Origin of the sequence: Dehalobacter sp. CP (assembly GCF_047652685.1) — a bacterium.
Classification (GTDB): Bacteria; Bacillota; Desulfitobacteriia; order Desulfitobacteriales; family Syntrophobotulaceae; genus Dehalobacter.
This window is the reverse complement of the sequence record NZ_CP157399.1, coordinates 58,854-74,474: the sequence shown is the minus strand read 5'-3', so window position 1 is coordinate 74,474 and position 15,621 is coordinate 58,854. Positions and strand designations below refer to the sequence as shown.

Below are 15,621 nucleotides of genomic sequence, written 5' to 3'. Positions count from 1 at the left end.
GACAGGCATAAAAATAACTGTTAAGAAAGGTGATTTAATATGTGTGAATCTAACGCTTATGTTCTGACTCCTAATGGAGAGAAAATGGTTATGGAAAATGTTGCGAACATGAAGGTTGACTCTGGTAAGATCTTTTTAACAGGTTTATTGGGAGACGAAAAAACAATTAGCGGCATCATTCAGGAAATAAAACTCTTGGAACATAAAATCCTGATCACTGAAAAAGCGTAAAGGAATAGCACGTGCCTGATACACCTATGCACTATGAATATATTCGCGCGAAACTCAAAGACTGTGACCCTGTGGAAATATCCCGGAAATCGGGAGCAACGTATGACAGGCAAAAGCAAGAGTTTCGTGTTTTATTAATGGGCACAACTTATTTTGTCTCCTACCCTTCAGGGGAAATCTGTGATTCTGACGGTGCCAAAATTACAAACTTTCCGGTTCTAACATTAATCCTGCGTTACCTGGTCAACGCCAAGGGTACAGCACCTACCCAAAGGGACATCACCTATCGGGAAGTCTCGGGCGGACAGGTTTACTACCCGAATTTTTACGGCCGTTGTATCATGCGGCTTGCCAGGATGTTCGGCAAGGATTTTCCTGCCTTGGAACGCGGGATGCAAAAGCAGAATGCAGTGAAAACAACGTACGGAGACCTAAGTTATCGTTTTCAGTTTATTAACAATATTTATGTCACCTTTATTCTCTGGAACGGCGATGAGGAATTTCCAGCGGGAGCCAATATTCTTTTTGATGCCAATACACCAGATTACTTTAATGCTGAAGATCATGCTGTTGTCTGCGATATTGCGCTAAGCTTTTTGAAGGAACTTGCGAAGTAAATAGATCATTATAACATGAATCCAAACAAGCTAGACAAGGACGCTTCCTTATATTGAAACTTTTTTGCAGCTCCAAACAGCGATAAGGGAAACAGTCCCAGCGGACTATTTCCCTTATCACCTTGCTAACATCCAAAACGCCTTAGCTTTTCTGAACGTGGTCGCTTCGGCTTATACACCAGATATTTACTTTACCCAGCTCTGGCAAATCTTAACACCTTCGGCTGCATTCGTGGTAAATGCATCTGCACCAATTTGCCTGCAGGCTTCTTCTGTTACAGGGTTTCCGCCAATAATAATTTTGAGGCTGTCACGCACACCAGCAGCCTTCAATTCATCTACCGTCCTTTTCATCGCTTCCAGGGCTAGCGTCAGTACACCGCTCATCCCTACGATATCAGGCTGTACTTCTTTGACTTTTTCAATGAAGGCGCTTGGGCTTTGGTCGATTCCCAAATCAAAGACTTCAAATCCGGCTGCTTCAGACATGCTTCTGAAAATGTTCTTGCCGATATCATGCAAATCACCTTCGACAGTGGCCAGTACGATCTTGCCTACTTTGGCGGATTCGTCGCAGCCGATTACCGGTTTCAGGATATCGATGGACTGGGTTAAGAGCTCACCAGCAAAAATCAAATCGCCTACAAAGTATTCGCCGCTTTCAAACAGTTCGCCTACTTTTGCCATCCCCCGCTGGCAGGCCGTAACGACGGACTGAGCCTCTTCTTCGGTAGGTTTTGATGCAACAAAGTCATTCAGCATCCCCATCAGTTTATCTTCGTCTAGGTCACCTACGGCATTTGTTAACACTTTCAGATCAATCATTTATATTTCCTCCTTAAAATTAATAACGCAAAGCAATTATCAAAAAATTCGCATCCGCTTAATACTAATATCTTGTTTCTAGGACTGAAATAATATCCTCCGGTAACCGAGAGATCTTGCACTCCTCCTGTCTGGTACGTGTTTTTTAATCAAAGACTCCAGTTTCAAAACACATCTTTCCGCTATCGGTGTATAGCTGTATCTACAAGATGGTGAAAAAAATTATTAGCCCTCTCAAAACTTGAACGAGTCTAATCTGATTTAGTATTTGCATTTTTCCTACACACTATATATTTTACCATTAGACCGGGAGTATTCACAATAGAAAAGATGACCATTTTGACAAAAAACCGCCAAAATTTTCAGAATAATGCATCTCTCCGTTCGGTTTGCAGATCACTGAAGATTACTACCTACCTCACACTGAAGCTGATCCATTCTGAACAATCTGCGGGCATTTTCACTGCTCAGACGGGCTGCTTCCCTGATCTCCATTCCTCTGATTGCCGCAATTCTGGCTAGCACTTTACACACATAAGCAGGCTCATTTCGTTTGCCACGATAGGGCTCAGGAGTAAGATACGGACAATCTGTCTCAATTAAGAACCTATCTTCCGGCACTTTCGCCGCGACTTCAGGGGCATGACGGGCATTTTTAAAAGTAAGCGGTCCTGAAAAAGACAAATAAAAACCCATGGCCAAAAGTTCTTTTGCCATTTCCCAGGAGCCTGAATAAGAATGAAAAACGCCGCCTGCCTCAGGAAGATGATTTTTAATAATTTGGAGAACATCCGCGTGTGCATCCCGGTTATGAATGATCACCGGTAAACCGGCTTCATTGGCCAGTTTTAATTGATGAATAAACCACTTGCGCTGGTCATCCCGTGGCGAAATGTCCCTGTAATAATCCAGACCAATTTCTCCCCAGGCAACAACTTTCGGGTTCTTCGCCAATCTGAACAACGTTTCCCAGGTTTTATCCGTACAAGTTTCAACATCGTGCGGATGAATGCCTACTGCTGCATAAATAAACGGGTATTCTTCAGCCAGCCTCACCGAATCCTGACTTGTCTTTTCGGTAGAGCCGACATTTACAATCGTCGTTACACCAGCTGCGGTAGCTCGGGCAATGGTCTCATCCCTGTCCGGGCTAAACTGGCTATCCTCTAAATGCGCATGCGTATCCCAGATCATTTGACCTGAGCCCCTGTCGGAAGATCTTTCTGAACATTAAGCACCTCCAGCTCTCCGTCCTGCGACGCTGCCAGAATCATTCCCTGGGACATGATTCCGCGGAGCTTGGCAGGCTTAAGATTCGCAACCAGAATAACCTTTTTGCCGACAAGTTCTTCGGGGCTGTAATGCTGGGCAATACCAGATACAATCGTTCTACGCTCCCCACCCATTTCTACTTCCAGTTTTAACAGTTTGTCGGCTTTTTCTACTTTTTCTGCCTGCAGCACTTTAACAACCCTAAAATCCATTTTGGCAAACTCTTCAATGCTGATTTCTTCCTTGAGCGGAGCCATCTCCGCCATGTGCTGCGAATTTTCCGGCTGCGAAGGACTGACTTCTAGATTTACTTCTTGTTGATGGTCTGTATTCCCCTGCACCTGCGTGACACACCTTTCTATTTCAGAATTGACCTGCTCAAGATATGCGGAGACATCGATTCTCGGGAAAATAGCTTCTCCCTTTCGGATGGCTGTGCCCGGCTGAATAACATTCCAGCTGTCTGCCTGTTCCCAGTCCTTGAAGAAATCTGTATCTCCCAGGAGGGGTTTGATTTTTCTCGGTACTCCCGGCATAAAGGGGGAGCATAAAATACCTAGGATCCTGATGCACTCCATAAATGTATAAAGCACCGTATCCAGCCTGTCCTGATTATCCTCACTTTTTGCCAGATTCCAGGGAGCTGTCTCATCGACATATTTATTGCACCTGCTGACAAACTGCCAGATGACCTCAAGCGCAGCCGCCGTATCACAGGCCAGCATTTTTTCTTCTGTCCCTTGTTTTACCCTGCTGCTTAAATCTCTGATCTCCCTCTCCAGATCGGTATCTTCTCCGGGTCCTGGGACAATTCCATTCCGGTATTTTACGACCATGGCCAAGGTGCGAGACACAAAATTTCCAAGATCATTCGCCAGATCACTGTTTAATTTTTCGACCAGATCGTCCTCGGAGAAGGTACCGTCCAACCCATACTGTAGTTCTTTTAACAGGAAATACCGAATGGGATCAGCACCATATCTCTGAATCAACTGAAATGAATCCTGAACGTTTCCTCTTGACTTGGATATTTTTCCACCTTCTTTATTTAAGAACCATCCGTGGCCAAAAACCTTCTCGGGCAAAGGAAGATCAAGCGCCATCAAAATAATTGGCCAGATAATGGTATGGAAACGGACAATATCTTTGCCAACAAGATGAACATTGGCCGGCCAGTAAGTTTTGTATTTTTCGCCGTCAGGATAGCCCAGCGCAGAGATATAGTTGATCAGGGCATCGAGCCAGACATAGACCACATGTTTCGGATCAAAAGGGACCTTGATGCCCCACTGGAAGGTCGTACGCGATACACAGAGATCTTCAAGCCCTCCTTCAATAAAGCGGATCATTTCATTTCTTCTCGAAGCAGGCTGAATAAAATCGGGATGGTCCTGAATATATTGCAGCAGTCTGCCACTGTATTTGGACATCCTGAAAAAGTAACTTTCTTCTTTCAGAAGTTCCACATGTCTTCCACAATCCGGATTCGGACATTTTCCGTCAACAAGTTTGTTCTCTGTCCAGAAAGTTTCACAAGGTGTACAGTACCAACCTTCGTATTCAGATTTGTAAATATCGCCCTTTTCATAAAGCCTTGTAAATATTTGCTGTACGACTTTGGCATGCCGTTCTTCTGTTGTTCGAATAAAATCATCATTGGAAATGTCAAGCAGTCTCCAGAATTCCTTAAATTTATCGACGATTCCGTCAACATATGTAAGCGGATCCATCCCGGCATTTTCAGCAGTCCGTACAATTTTTTGCGCATTCTCATCCGTCCCGGTCAAAAAATAGACATCATCGCCCTTCATTCTTCGCAGACGGGCCATCGCATCCGCCGCAATAGTCGTGTACGCAGTCCCGATATGAGGACTGGAATTGGGATAATAAATAGGTGTGGTAATATAATATTTCACAGGAATAGACCTCCTTTTATTTACGGTAGACAATTCGTTATCATCAGCAGTTTCAAGGTTTGCTTTGTTTGCATTTTCTTAATATAAGAAACTTCAGGAAATACTGTCAAGGCCAATGAGATTGTTTCGACAAATTAAATATTATAATTTTGGATATCATGAATATACTATATATTTTTTGTGATAAAAAAGCGTTTTTAAAACTTTTCGCCTATTGACTTTTTCAGGCATGATTGGTAACATTAGGATGATATATGTCGAAACTTGTTGAGAAAGGGGATGAAAATTATGAAATCCACAGGAATTGTGAGAAAAGTTGATGAATTGGGTCGGGTCGTATTACCAATCGAACTTCGCAGAACATTAGGAATTGATGAAAGAGACGCTTTGGAAATATATGTTGACGAAGAAAAAATCATACTTAAAAAGTATGAGCCAGCTTGCGTCTTCTGTGGCAATGCTTCCAATGTTCAAGTATTCCGCGGGAAGAATGTCTGTCGTGAATGTGCCGCGGCAATGGGGGAAGCTGCTGCTTCAGAAAATAAAGCCGGTTGAACATCTGGCTTTCCAGACAGGAGGTAAATAGTTACTTCCTGTTTTTTTTGTCCATTTTGTCACTTCTGATCCAGAAAAGCCTTATAAATCATACTTTTACTCATACCATATTTTTTAGCAACCATTTTCATTGCTTCCTTGCGATCTTTGCCGTCTTTTTCAAATTTTCGGAGGTCCTCCATCCAAAGGGAAGGGTCCCCGGGATCAATGTTTTTTTCTGCAGGTGCCAGAATAATACAGCATTCACCTTTTACTGGTGCAAGCCGGAATTCCTGCAGAAGTTCATTTGCGAGACCCCTGTGTACCGTTTGGTGCAGTTTAGTCAGCTCCCTGGCTACTGCAGTCTGACGGTCCCCAAGAATCTCCAGAATGTCTTCCAGCGTTGCTTTGATCCGGTGAGGTGCCTCATAGAGAATAATGGTGTAAGGAATTTCGGTCATTTTTCTCAGGATTTTTTTGCGCTCTGTTTTTGTTGAAGGCAAAAATCCCAGAAAGAGAAAATTCTCCGCCGGCATTCCCGACAGAACAAGTGCTGTTAAAGCAGCATTGGCGCCAGGCAAAACGTCAACACAGATTTTTTCTTCCTGACAGCGGGCAATAAGTATATGACCGGGATCAGATATCCCGGGCATTCCCGCATCAGAGACCAACGCACCGCTTTTTCCTTCTTTTAAGAAGCGAACAATCTCCTCGGCACGCGATTTTTCATTATGGTCATGGTAACTTAAAAGAGGGGTCTTAATCTGATAATGATCAAGAAGTTTTCTCGAATGCCTCGTATCTTCCGCGGCTATAAAATCGACTGCTTTCAGTGTTTCGAGCACCCGAAGCGTAATATCTCCTAAATTGCCGATTGGGGTGGCACAGACATACAAAATCCCTGTTTGCGGCATGATATCCTCCGGTCGTCAGTCTTTACGAAGAAAAGCATTGCAGAAAAGGCAGCTTCCTTCAACGGGTTCGCCGAAATAAATATGGCAGACATGAAAACCTTCCTGATAGAGCTTTTCGAGATTTTCCTGTGCTTCCTTTTGGATTTTGGCTGCATTTTTCTGTACCCTGACCGTATCTGCCTCTGAGACGGCACAAAGCTGCCTTTTTAGTTTGACGTTTTCTTCTTCCAGATACTCAACATATTGTCTAAGGCTTTTTACTTCACTTAAAAGCGTTGAGATATTTTCTTCAACTTCCGTAATTGCCTGATATAGCTGGCCCAACTCTATTCCTCCGCTTCTTCGGCAACAAGTTTGCGCAATTCTTCTTGGCTCTCCTTATCATATACCTCAGAGAAAATTCGATTCTCTTTGGGTCCCTTATTTAATGTGTTGTGGCATTCATAGCAGCTATTCTCATATTTAAGACAGCACATCAGCCTTCCGCAGATGCCGGAAATTTTTGTCGGGTTAAGCGAAAGATTCTGATCTTTGGCCATCCGGATCGATACCGGTTCGAAATCTCCCAGGAAAGAGCTGCAGCACAGTTCCCTGCCACAGGAACCGAGTCCTCCGAGCATCTTCGCCTCATCCCGCACCCCGATCTGTCGAAGTTCTATGCGGGTACGGAATACGGAGGCCAGATCTTTCACCAGTTCCCTGAAATCCACCCGGCCTTCGGCTGTAAAAGAAAAAATAATCTTATTGCCATCAAAAGTATATTCTACATCAATCAGTTTCATCGGAAGCTGATGGGCATGAATTTTTCTGAGGCATATCTGAAAAGCCTCTTTTTCTTTCTTCTCATTGTTTTGATAGATTTCCTCATCTTCGGGTGTTGCTAAGCGCAGCACCTCTTTGAGCGGCGATACCACTTCCTCTTCGGAAATCTCTTTTAATGAAATGACCGCTTTACCGTATTCCATTCCCCGTACCGTCTCCACAATAACACCGTCGTTCGGCTTTATATCGAGGCTGCCGGGAAGAAAATAATAGATCTTGCCGGCTTTTTTGAAACGAATACCAACAACTTTAGCCAATATCGGTTCCTCCCAATTTCAAATGTTTTAGGGCCAGTACTTCCAGCGCCAGCCTGTGATTAACCTGTCTGCGGACGGCTTCTGTCATTTGTGTAATTTCTTTAAGAACCTGAGGTGACTGCTGCCCTTTAATCACCATTTCTTTCAGGACAACAGCCAGGACCTGCAGAAGAAGCTGGCCTTCTTCTCTTTCCATCGGAAAAAGCGCAAACATTTTCAGGAAATCTTTTTTTTCGATGGCCTCCAGATAGTTTCCCGACAGGCTCTTGATCCGGCTTAGACCAACCTCCTGGATTTTCCTTGCCAGATCTGGATCTCCGCCGCTAAGCCGGAAAGCATCCGTCTCCTCCAGCCAATCGCTTTCTGCCGGTGAAGAGAAATAGACTTCCTGAGCACGGCTCCTTAAGGTATTAATAATTCCCTCGGCATTTCCTGCACTTAAGACAATTAACGTATGATCTGGTGGCTCCTCGGCCAATTTAAGCAACGCATTCGCAGCAGGGAGCGTAAGCTTGTCTGCCTGGTCAACCAAACATATCCGGAATTTCCCTTCATAGGTCTTACGATATAGTTTCCCCTGAATCTGAATAATCTGTTCGATGCCAATCGATGTCTTTTGCGGCCTGATCATATGAAAATCAGGGTGATTGCCGGATAACATTTTTCTACAATCCGGACACTCCCTGCAGGGTTTGTTTTCTTTTCTACAGTTTAACATGAGAGCAAGATCTCGAACAGCCCTTTCTCTTTCGATCATCCCGCTACCGTGAAATAAGAGAAAATGGGCCAGTTTTCCTTCAAGCGCTGCTTTTGTTAATAATGTATAATTGATCCCCATGATCCTATCCACCTTAAATATTCACTGCGAGAATTTCTCCGCGTTCCGAACCATCCCACCCCTGCCAATTATACTCCCTGGCCCTGTTCAGATATTCCAACACATAAGAGGTGATCTCTTCTCCTCCTGCAATAAGCGGGATGCCGGGGGGATAAATCGAAATAGTTTCTCCGGAAATTAAACCAAGGGCATCCTTTAGTTTCACCGGTTTCTTGGCTGCCAGCCATGCTTCCCTCGGTGTCAAATGCATCGGAGGGATAAGCAGAGTGGAGCCTGATCTGGCAGAATTCTGAGATTGATCCGTTCTTCGCTCCTTTTGCTGTCCTGCCGGCCGACGGTACTTGCCCACCAGGTATTCTAGCGCCTTCGTCAAATGACGTACGTCCTCGGGCCTGCTGCCTGCGCCGAGCATAAAAAGAATATTTTCTTTGTCCCATAATTCAGGCTCAATCTGGAATACCTTTCTTAAAAAATCTACAGCTTCAAACGCAGTCAAGCCCAAACCCGAAACATTGATCAGAATTTTGGACCAATCAACATCATAAATACCATATTTCCCGGAGTCCTTACCTGTAAGTATCCGAAAAGGTCCCTCCAGTTTTCGGTGCAGCAGACATACTTCCACGTAAAGATCCTGCCAGATCTGTGTCTGTGTTAATCCTTCAAGCGCCGTTTCCAGAGAAGCCATCAAAAGATAGCTCGGACTGGAAGTCTGCAGAAATTCCAATGATTTTTTTAGGGACGTGCGGTCAACTCTGCTGCCCTGTACATGGAGCATCCCGGCCTGAGTGAGCGCCGCGAGGGTCTTATGGGAACTATGGAGTACCAGGTCTGCTCCTTCGGCTACGGCACCGGCAGGGAACAGCTCTCCCTGCAAATGGGAGCCATGGGCTTGATCCACCAGGATCGGAACAAACGGAGCATTCCCGTCCCTTTGCTTGATGATTGTTTTGAGATCTGTGACCGTTCCGTAATAACTTGGACTCGTCAGATGCAGTGCCCCAATTCCTGCCAGATCGTCGGAATATTCTGCCGCATCCATTCCTAGAGCCAAATGAAAATCCGGATGAATAATCGGAGCAATATATTCGGGAACAACCCCCGACAGAATCAAGGCACCAAAAACGGATCGGTGTGCCCTGCGGTCAATTCGGACTTTTCTGTCTGTCAGCCGCGTGCCGGCCATCAGCGCGGCAAACATAGACTGGTTACCCGCAGTACCTCCGTTAATCAGAAAAAAGGTCTCTTCCGATCCATAAGCTTCCGCAGCTTTTTTCTGTGCTTCAGCGATAATCCCATGTGGATGGTGGAGCATATCCAACCCTGGAAGTTCCGTTAAATCATAATCCGGAAACATCATTCCGGACAGTAGTTCCTTACTGCCTTTATGACCAGGCGTATGAAACGAAATCATACCCTGCCCACAGTAGTCATCAAGTCCTTTTCTCAGTGAATCCACCGGGTTCCTCCCCACAATAGGTATCATTTTATTTTAGCATATTTTCACTTGTATTTCACCTTTGTTTTAGCGATTTGACTGTCCACATATGTAATCAGCAGACTGTCCGTATAGGACTTTCCGTATAAGCAGTAAATTCTCCTGATACGTTGGGGTCCGGACATCGGCTGTCATAATTTGTTCTTCACAAGCTGAGCAAATAAACTTTCCGGCAAGGCGAAGCCCGTCATACAGACCATTTAAGGGAGTATTCCGGCACAGTGAACAACGTGGATAAATATTATGCATTGAGACTCATTCCTTTCGGTTAACCAAAATGCTTACTGTTTATTTAGTACCTTGTCAACCCTAAAATTATTATATAATGGGATCAGATTTTTTTAAGGCAAGTAGCTGCAAGACACGCAGTATTAAAAGAAATCTGCCACCAGGATATTATAAGATCTAGGGTTGATATGGTACTTGATGCTTATAGTATATTCTTCCCTTAAAAAAGAGTTATTAGTACCCTTTTGCCGGATATGGAAACTAAAAAAAGAGGCTGCCGCGGCAAATGTTCATCATCTGCCTGCAGCAGCTTCATTGTTTGTTCTCCAATTTTGCAGTGTTAGTTCCAATCCTGATCATTCAGGCGCTTGTATGATTTGTAGCGTTCTCCGGCAAATTTTTCGGCTCCTTTAAAAAGGTCTTCCGCCGTATCCGGGAAAGTACGAAGCAAGGAGCTGTATCTTACTTCAGACATGATAAAATCTCTGAAGGACGCTGATGGCTCTTTCGAATCGAGGGTAAACGGTTTTTCTCCTTTTTCGAGAAGATCCGGATTGTAACGGTACAGATGCCAATACCCGGCTTCAACAGCTTTCTTGGCCTGTGTGACACTGGTCGCCATACCGGAATGAATGCCATGGTTGATACAGGGTGCATACGCAATAACCAGAGAAGGTCCTTTGTACGCCTCTGCTTCCTGAATGGCCTTTAAGGTCTGAGTCATGCTGGATCCCAGAGCAACCTGGGCAACGTAAACATAGCCGTAGCTCATGGCCATCATGCCGAGATCCTTTTTGCGGATTTTCTTGCCGGCTGCAGCAAATTTAGCAATGGCAGCACGTGGTGTTGCCTTGGAAGCCTGACCGCCTGTATTCGAATAGACTTCTGTGTCGAGAACCAGAATATTGACATCATCGCCTGAAGCCAGGACATGGTCCAGTCCGCCGTAGCCGATATCATAAGCCCAGCCGTCTCCACCGATGATCCACTGTGATTTTTTGACCAAGTGATCTTTCTTCTCCCAAATCTTTTGCAGAAGTTCATTGGACTTCACATCGACGGAAGCAAAAGCGTCAAGCACTTTTTTGGCAGCAGCCTTGGAGGTATCTCCATCATTCATATTCTCTGTCCATTCCTGGAAAGCTGCTTTCATTTCCGCAGGAATATCCAGACTGAGGGCCTGCTTCATTTCGTCAGCCAGTCTGCTGCGCATCTGCTGAACGCCAAGATACATACCATACCCGTATTCAGCATTGTCTTCAAACAAGGAGTTGGCCCAGGTAGGTCCTTTACCTTCTTTGTTGGTGGTATATGGAATGGAAGGAGCACTGCCGCCCCAGATCGACGTACAACCTGTGGCATTTGCAACCATCATCCGATCCCCAAACAGCTGGGTTAAGAGTTTTACATAGGCAGTCTCTCCGCAGCCGGGGCAAGCGCCGCTGAATTCAAGCAGCGGTTTAACAAACTGGCTGTTCTTCACGGAATATTTATTGGCAATTTTGTCTTCTTTACCGCTTAAAGCCACTGCATACTCCCAGAGAGGAGCCTGGACCGCGGTCATCTCTTCGACTTCCCTCATAACCAGCGCTTTTTCTTTCGCAGGACAAATATCCGCGCAGTTGCCGCAGCCTGTGCAATCGAGCGGGCTGACCTGCATGCGGTATTGGAGTCCGGCCAGATCTTTGCCGGCAGCCTTGACAGCAGCAAAAGCTTCCGGAGCCTGAGCCGCTTCCTGCTCATCCATCAGGAAAGGTCTGATCGCGCTATGCGGGCATACATAAGAACATTGGTTGCATTGGGTGCAGTTATCTTTGATCCATTCAGGAATCGCAGTACCAATCCCGCGTTTCTCGTAAGCCGAGGTCCCCAGAGGAAATGTTCCGTCCTCACGGCCTAAAAATGCACTTACCGGAAGTTTGTCACCTTCCTGGGCAGCCATAACACGCGCAACATCTTTAATAAAGGCAGGGTCTTTCTCATTTCCGAGGAAAATGCCCTTATTGGCATCGGCCTCAGCCCAGGATGCGGGAACTTCAACTTGCACAAGTGCATTACATCCGGCATCGATCGCCTTATTGTTCATGTCAACGACTTCCTGTCCCTTTTTGCCATAGGCCTTAACAACCGAATCCTTCAGGTACTGAAGCGCATCCTCCAGCGGAATGACTTTGGCCAGCTTGAAGAAGGCCGACTGCATAATCATATTGATCCTGCTGCCGAGTCCAATTTCCCTGGCAATCTTGCCGGCGTCAATAATATAGAACTTGGCATTCTTAGCCGCAATGGCTTTTTTGAGTGCATCAGGAAGCTTTTCGTCCAGTTCCTCCACCGGCCACTGACAGTTTAATACGAACGTACCTCCAGGTTTCAGTCCTTTCAGCAGATGATATTTATCCACATAAGACTGGTTATGACAGGCAATGTAGTTCGCGGTATTGACAAGATAAGGCGCTTTGATCGCGGTTTTGCCAAATCTCAGATGCGATACGGTCGTACCTCCTGATTTCTTGCTGTCATAGGCGAAATAAGCCTGAGCATAGAGTTCCGTGAAATCTCCGATAATCTTGATCGCCTGCTTATTGGCACCGACGGTTCCATCCGCACCAAGTCCCCAGAACTGGCAGCTGATGGTTCCTTCAGGGGTTGTATCAATAAATTGCTTCTCTTCCAAAGAAGTAAACGTAACATCATCAATAATGCCGATCGTGAAACCGTGCTTGGGACTTTCCGCTTTCAGGTTCTCATATACCGCGAGGATCTGAGAAGGTGTGGTATCCTTGGAACCCAGACCATAGCGTCCGCCGACAATTACCGGTTTTTCGGCCTGCTTGGAGAAAACATCTACAACATCAAGGTATAAAGGTTCGCCAAGGGAACCCGGCTCTTTGGTACGTTCCAATACAGCTATTTTCTTGACTGTCTTGGGCAAAGCTGCGATAAAGTGTTCCGCAGAGAAAGGCCGGAACAAACGAACCCTTAATACACCTACTTTTTCACCCTGGGCTGCGAGATAATCAATCGTTTCACTGATTGTATCCCCGACAGAACCCATAACAATAATAACCCGCTCAGCATCCTGAGCTCCATAATACTGAAAGAGCTTATATTCACGTCCCGTAAGACCCTTATATTTTTGCATATATTCTTCGACAATCCCAGGCACCGCCTGATAAAAACTATTACTGGCTTCGCGGGCCTGAAAGTAGATATCGGGATTCTGGGCGGTCCCTCTGAGACAGGGATGTTCAGGATTCAAGGCATTGTCTCTGAACTGTTTCAATGCTTCCCAATCAAGCAGCGTTCCAACTTCTTCATACTCCGGCACGTTGATTTTGGAAATCTCATGAGAAGTCCTGAAGCCATCAAAGAAATGAAGGAACGGCACTCTGGCTTTTATTGCAGAGAGGTGAGCGATGTAAGCAAGATCCATGGCTTCCTGCACACTTCCGGAACTTAACATCGCAAAGCCGGTCATCCGGACAGACATGACATCCTGATGATCGCCAAAGATGGACAAGGCATGTGCTGCAAGTGCTCTGGCACTGACATGAAAGACACCGGGCAGCTGCTCACCGGAGACTTTATACATATTCGGAATCATCAGAAGCAGACCTTGAGAAGCCGTATACGTCGTAGTAAGCGCTCCGGCCTGCAGCGAACCATGAAAAGCACCAGCGGCTCCGGCTTCCGATTGCATCTCAACTACCTTCATCGGTTGGCCAAAAATATTCTTACGGCCATACGCAGCCCATTCATCAACAAGCTCTGCCATGTCGGATGAAGGGGTAATCGGGAAAATAGTAGCTACTTCGGAAAACGCATATGAAGCATGCGCAGCAGCTTCGTTCCCTGACATTGTTTTCATTTTCGACATTTGTTTTCTCCTCCTCAATCTTCTTGTTTGTTTTTCTTTCGTTAGAGATAACCCCTATCCGACCAATTAAATAAAAGAAACTAAAAAAATAACATTAACGGATTGAAAATGTTGCTTCGGCCAGTAGTATGCGATTAAGAGTAAACTACCTGGATTAGGCTACAAATACAGGGAACTATTTTTTTACGATAGTCCCCTGCTATTTTAGTATACTTTTTATTTGTTCTATTCGTCAAGCTTAATTTTGCTGCAACAGGGCTTATTTAAAAAAGAATACTGTATTCAATCAGACAATTTATATTCCTATTAATTGCAGAACAGCAAGCACAATTACCCCAGGAAATCCAAGTATCGCGACAACACTCACGGTAAAAATATTAATCGGGATCTCAAATGAAAAAATGCTTAACAGCAAATCCACGACCCATAAACCGACAATTCCGCCAAGGATGTGAATGAAGAGCTTAATCAGTTTATTGGGTTTTCTTAATGAGGCCACGGTCACCAATATTAATAGGACAATAAACAACCCTAAAAAAACGAACGTCATGATGATGATTCCTCCCGCCGTATATCCTGTTATCAGGCTATGCCGACAGTGGACAAGATAGAACCAAAATAGCAAAGGGAGTATCCCAAATTCAGATACTCCCACAATGATCAATACAATCTAAAAATACGGACCGACATCTGATTTACAGCTGACGTCTGCCTTCGAGCGCCCGGGCAATGGTGACTTCATCCGCGTATTCTAAATCTCCGCCTACCGGCAGGCCATGCGCGATCTTTGTCACTTTAATCTCGATGGGTTTTAGGAGCTTTGAAATATACAATGAGGTGGCCTCACCTTCAACCGTTGGATTCACTGCCAGTACAACTTCCTGAACCCCTTCCAGCCGGTGGAATAATGGAGATAGATTAAGCTGCTCCGGCCCGATCCCTTCCATTGGCGACAGTACACCGTGTAAGACATGATAAAGCCCTTTATATTCGCCGGTCTTCTCCAGCGCAATCACATCGCGGGGCTGTTCTACGACACAAAGAAGCGTTCTGTCCCTGCGCTCCCCTGAACAAATTTTACATGGATCAATATCGGTATAATTCCCGCAAACCGTGCATTGTTTGATTTCCTGCAACGCTTTTGTCACTGTCTGCGTCAGATCACCGGCTTGATCCGGATGCCTCAAAAGATAAAAGGCAAGGCGCCCTGCAGTCTTCGGCCCAACCCCAGGCAAGCGAGAAAATGCCGCAATCAAATCGGATACTGGCTGAGGGTAATATAGATAATCCATAAAATGTATACTCTCCAGAATTTTTCTAGTCCCTTGTCAACCTTAAACTGATTAGATTTAGCGTTAAACGGTATCAATGTTTTAGAATAATCCGGGAATATTGAATCCTCCGGTTGCTTTGGCCATGCCGTTCTCGACCATCGCCTGGGCATTCCTAAGTCCCTGGTTGATTGCAGCTTTAATCATGTCCTCGAGTAGTTCAGCGTCATCCGGATCAATCGCTTCCGGCTTTATTTTAAGTTCCAGAACTTCCATTTTACCGCTGACAACGACTTCCACCATGCCGCCGCCTGAAGATGCCTGAATACTTTGACTTTCCAGTTCTTCCTTCGCTTTCATCATATTCTCTTGCATCTTCTGTGCCTGTTTCAGCATCTGGTTCATATTGCCCATTCCGCCACCGCCTTGTTTAAATCCCATGAATAACACTCTCCTTATTCGACTATTCTTTTTTTGCTATTGCTTGATTCTTTTTTCTAACATTCGTTTGCTCGCTTATG

16 protein-coding genes are annotated in these 15,621 nt (G+C 45.2%); 3 read left to right on the top strand and 13 right to left on the bottom strand.

The features are described 5' to 3' along the window. The first annotated feature begins 39 nt into the window (after nt 1-39). Nucleotides 40-231 (top strand): CooT family nickel-binding protein, encoded by a 192-nt coding sequence (locus AAH944_RS00390; protein WP_415535574.1) that lies wholly within the window; start codon nt 40-42, stop codon nt 229-231. Between the two features lie 11 nt (nt 232-242). After that, a complete protein-coding gene (locus AAH944_RS00385) occupies nt 243-848 on the top strand; it encodes a DUF3786 domain-containing protein (RefSeq protein ID WP_415535572.1) in 606 nt (201 codons plus the stop codon). Nucleotides 849-1,034: 186 nt separating this feature from the next. Here AAH944_RS00385 and AAH944_RS00380 read toward each other — a convergent pair whose 3' ends face one another. From AAH944_RS00380 to metG, 3 genes are all read right to left on the bottom strand, one after another. Further along, nucleotides 1,035-1,673 carry a B12-binding domain-containing protein gene (locus AAH944_RS00380; RefSeq protein ID WP_415535570.1) on the bottom strand — a complete coding sequence of 213 codons (639 nt, stop codon included), beginning with the start codon at nt 1,671-1,673 and terminating at the stop codon, nt 1,035-1,037. A 396-nt stretch (nt 1,674-2,069) separates the two neighbouring features. Beyond that, nucleotides 2,070-2,867: a TatD family hydrolase gene (locus AAH944_RS00375; protein WP_415535568.1), complete on the bottom strand. Its 798-nt coding sequence runs from the start codon at nt 2,865-2,867 to the stop codon at nt 2,070-2,072. After that, nucleotides 2,864-4,861 carry a methionine--tRNA ligase gene (metG, locus tag AAH944_RS00370; RefSeq protein ID WP_415535566.1) on the bottom strand — a complete coding sequence of 666 codons (1,998 nt, stop codon included), beginning with the start codon at nt 4,859-4,861 and terminating at the stop codon, nt 2,864-2,866. The genes AAH944_RS00375 and metG overlap by 4 nt, the downstream gene beginning before the upstream one ends. Nucleotides 4,862-5,149: 288 nt before the next feature. On the opposite strand from metG, the gene AAH944_RS00365 reads away from it, so the two are divergent. Further along, nucleotides 5,150-5,416 (top strand): AbrB/MazE/SpoVT family DNA-binding domain-containing protein, encoded by a 267-nt coding sequence (locus tag AAH944_RS00365; protein WP_015042289.1) that lies wholly within the window; start codon nt 5,150-5,152, stop codon nt 5,414-5,416. 59 nt (nt 5,417-5,475) lie between these two features. On the opposite strand, the gene rsmI is transcribed toward AAH944_RS00365, so the two are convergent. From rsmI to AAH944_RS00315, 10 genes are all read right to left on the bottom strand, one after another. Then, on the bottom strand, nt 5,476-6,309 hold the full coding sequence (gene rsmI / locus AAH944_RS00360; RefSeq protein ID WP_415535564.1) for a 16S rRNA (cytidine(1402)-2'-O)-methyltransferase: 834 nt from the start codon (nt 6,307-6,309) through the stop codon (nt 5,476-5,478). 15 nt (nt 6,310-6,324) lie between these two features. Continuing rightward, a complete protein-coding gene (locus tag AAH944_RS00355; RefSeq protein WP_015042287.1) occupies nt 6,325-6,633 on the bottom strand; it encodes an initiation-control protein YabA in 309 nt (102 codons plus the stop codon). A gap of 2 nt (nt 6,634-6,635) precedes the next feature. Beyond that, nucleotides 6,636-7,388: a PSP1 domain-containing protein gene (locus AAH944_RS00350; RefSeq protein WP_415535562.1), complete on the bottom strand. Its 753-nt coding sequence runs from the start codon at nt 7,386-7,388 to the stop codon at nt 6,636-6,638. Beyond that, nucleotides 7,381-8,226, bottom strand: a complete 846-nt coding sequence (locus AAH944_RS00345) for a DNA polymerase III subunit delta' (RefSeq protein WP_415535560.1) — start codon at nt 8,224-8,226, stop codon at nt 7,381-7,383. The genes AAH944_RS00350 and AAH944_RS00345 overlap by 8 nt, the downstream gene beginning before the upstream one ends. 13 nt (nt 8,227-8,239) lie before the next feature. Further along, complete coding sequence (locus tag AAH944_RS00340) at nt 8,240-9,685, bottom strand: aminotransferase class I/II-fold pyridoxal phosphate-dependent enzyme (RefSeq protein WP_415535558.1); 1,446 nt, start codon at nt 9,683-9,685, stop codon at nt 8,240-8,242. Nucleotides 9,686-9,751: 66 nt separating this feature from the next. Further along, a complete protein-coding gene (locus tag AAH944_RS00335; protein ID WP_415535556.1) occupies nt 9,752-9,973 on the bottom strand; it encodes a sigma factor G inhibitor Gin in 222 nt (73 codons plus the stop codon). A 319-nt stretch (nt 9,974-10,292) separates the two neighbouring features. After that, nucleotides 10,293-13,829, bottom strand: a complete 3,537-nt coding sequence (nifJ, locus tag AAH944_RS00330; protein WP_415535554.1) for a pyruvate:ferredoxin (flavodoxin) oxidoreductase — start codon at nt 13,827-13,829, stop codon at nt 10,293-10,295. Between the two features lie 295 nt (nt 13,830-14,124). Beyond that, the gene (locus AAH944_RS00325) at nt 14,125-14,379 is read right to left on the bottom strand and encodes a pro-sigmaK processing inhibitor BofA family protein (RefSeq protein ID WP_015042280.1); all 255 of its coding nucleotides are present in this window, start codon (nt 14,377-14,379) and stop codon (nt 14,125-14,127) included. Nucleotides 14,380-14,524: 145 nt separating this feature from the next. After that, nucleotides 14,525-15,121, bottom strand: a complete 597-nt coding sequence (gene recR / locus AAH944_RS00320; protein WP_415535552.1) for a recombination mediator RecR — start codon at nt 15,119-15,121, stop codon at nt 14,525-14,527. An 81-nt stretch (nt 15,122-15,202) separates the two neighbouring features. Beyond that, nucleotides 15,203-15,541 carry a YbaB/EbfC family nucleoid-associated protein gene (locus AAH944_RS00315; protein ID WP_415535550.1) on the bottom strand — a complete coding sequence of 113 codons (339 nt, stop codon included), beginning with the start codon at nt 15,539-15,541 and terminating at the stop codon, nt 15,203-15,205. Nucleotides 15,542-15,621: the final 80 nt, after the last annotated feature.

What these genes read in the sequence shown, in the direction of transcription:
- AAH944_RS00390 (WP_415535574.1), top strand. Translation starts at nt 40, where the DNA reads ATGTGTGAATCTAACGCTTATGTTCTGACTCCTAATGGAGAGAAAATG.
- AAH944_RS00380 (WP_415535570.1), bottom strand. Translation starts at nt 1,673, where the DNA reads ATGATTGATCTGAAAGTGTTAACAAATGCCGTAGGTGACCTAGACGAA.
- AAH944_RS00375 (WP_415535568.1), bottom strand. Translation starts at nt 2,867, where the DNA reads ATGATCTGGGATACGCATGCGCATTTAGAGGATAGCCAGTTTAGCCCG.
- AAH944_RS00365 (WP_015042289.1), top strand. Translation starts at nt 5,150, where the DNA reads ATGAAATCCACAGGAATTGTGAGAAAAGTTGATGAATTGGGTCGGGTC.
- rsmI (WP_415535564.1), bottom strand. Translation starts at nt 6,309, where the DNA reads ATGCCGCAAACAGGGATTTTGTATGTCTGTGCCACCCCAATCGGCAAT.
- AAH944_RS00345 (WP_415535560.1), bottom strand. Translation starts at nt 8,226, where the DNA reads ATGGGGATCAATTATACATTATTAACAAAAGCAGCGCTTGAAGGAAAA.
- AAH944_RS00335 (WP_415535556.1), bottom strand. Translation starts at nt 9,973, where the DNA reads ATGCATAATATTTATCCACGTTGTTCACTGTGCCGGAATACTCCCTTA.
- nifJ (WP_415535554.1), bottom strand. Translation starts at nt 13,829, where the DNA reads ATGTCGAAAATGAAAACAATGTCAGGGAACGAAGCTGCTGCGCATGCT.
- AAH944_RS00325 (WP_015042280.1), bottom strand. Translation starts at nt 14,379, where the DNA reads ATGACGTTCGTTTTTTTAGGGTTGTTTATTGTCCTATTAATATTGGTG.
- recR (WP_415535552.1), bottom strand. Translation starts at nt 15,121, where the DNA reads ATGGATTATCTATATTACCCTCAGCCAGTATCCGATTTGATTGCGGCA.
- AAH944_RS00315 (WP_415535550.1), bottom strand. Translation starts at nt 15,541, where the DNA reads ATGGGATTTAAACAAGGCGGTGGCGGAATGGGCAATATGAACCAGATG.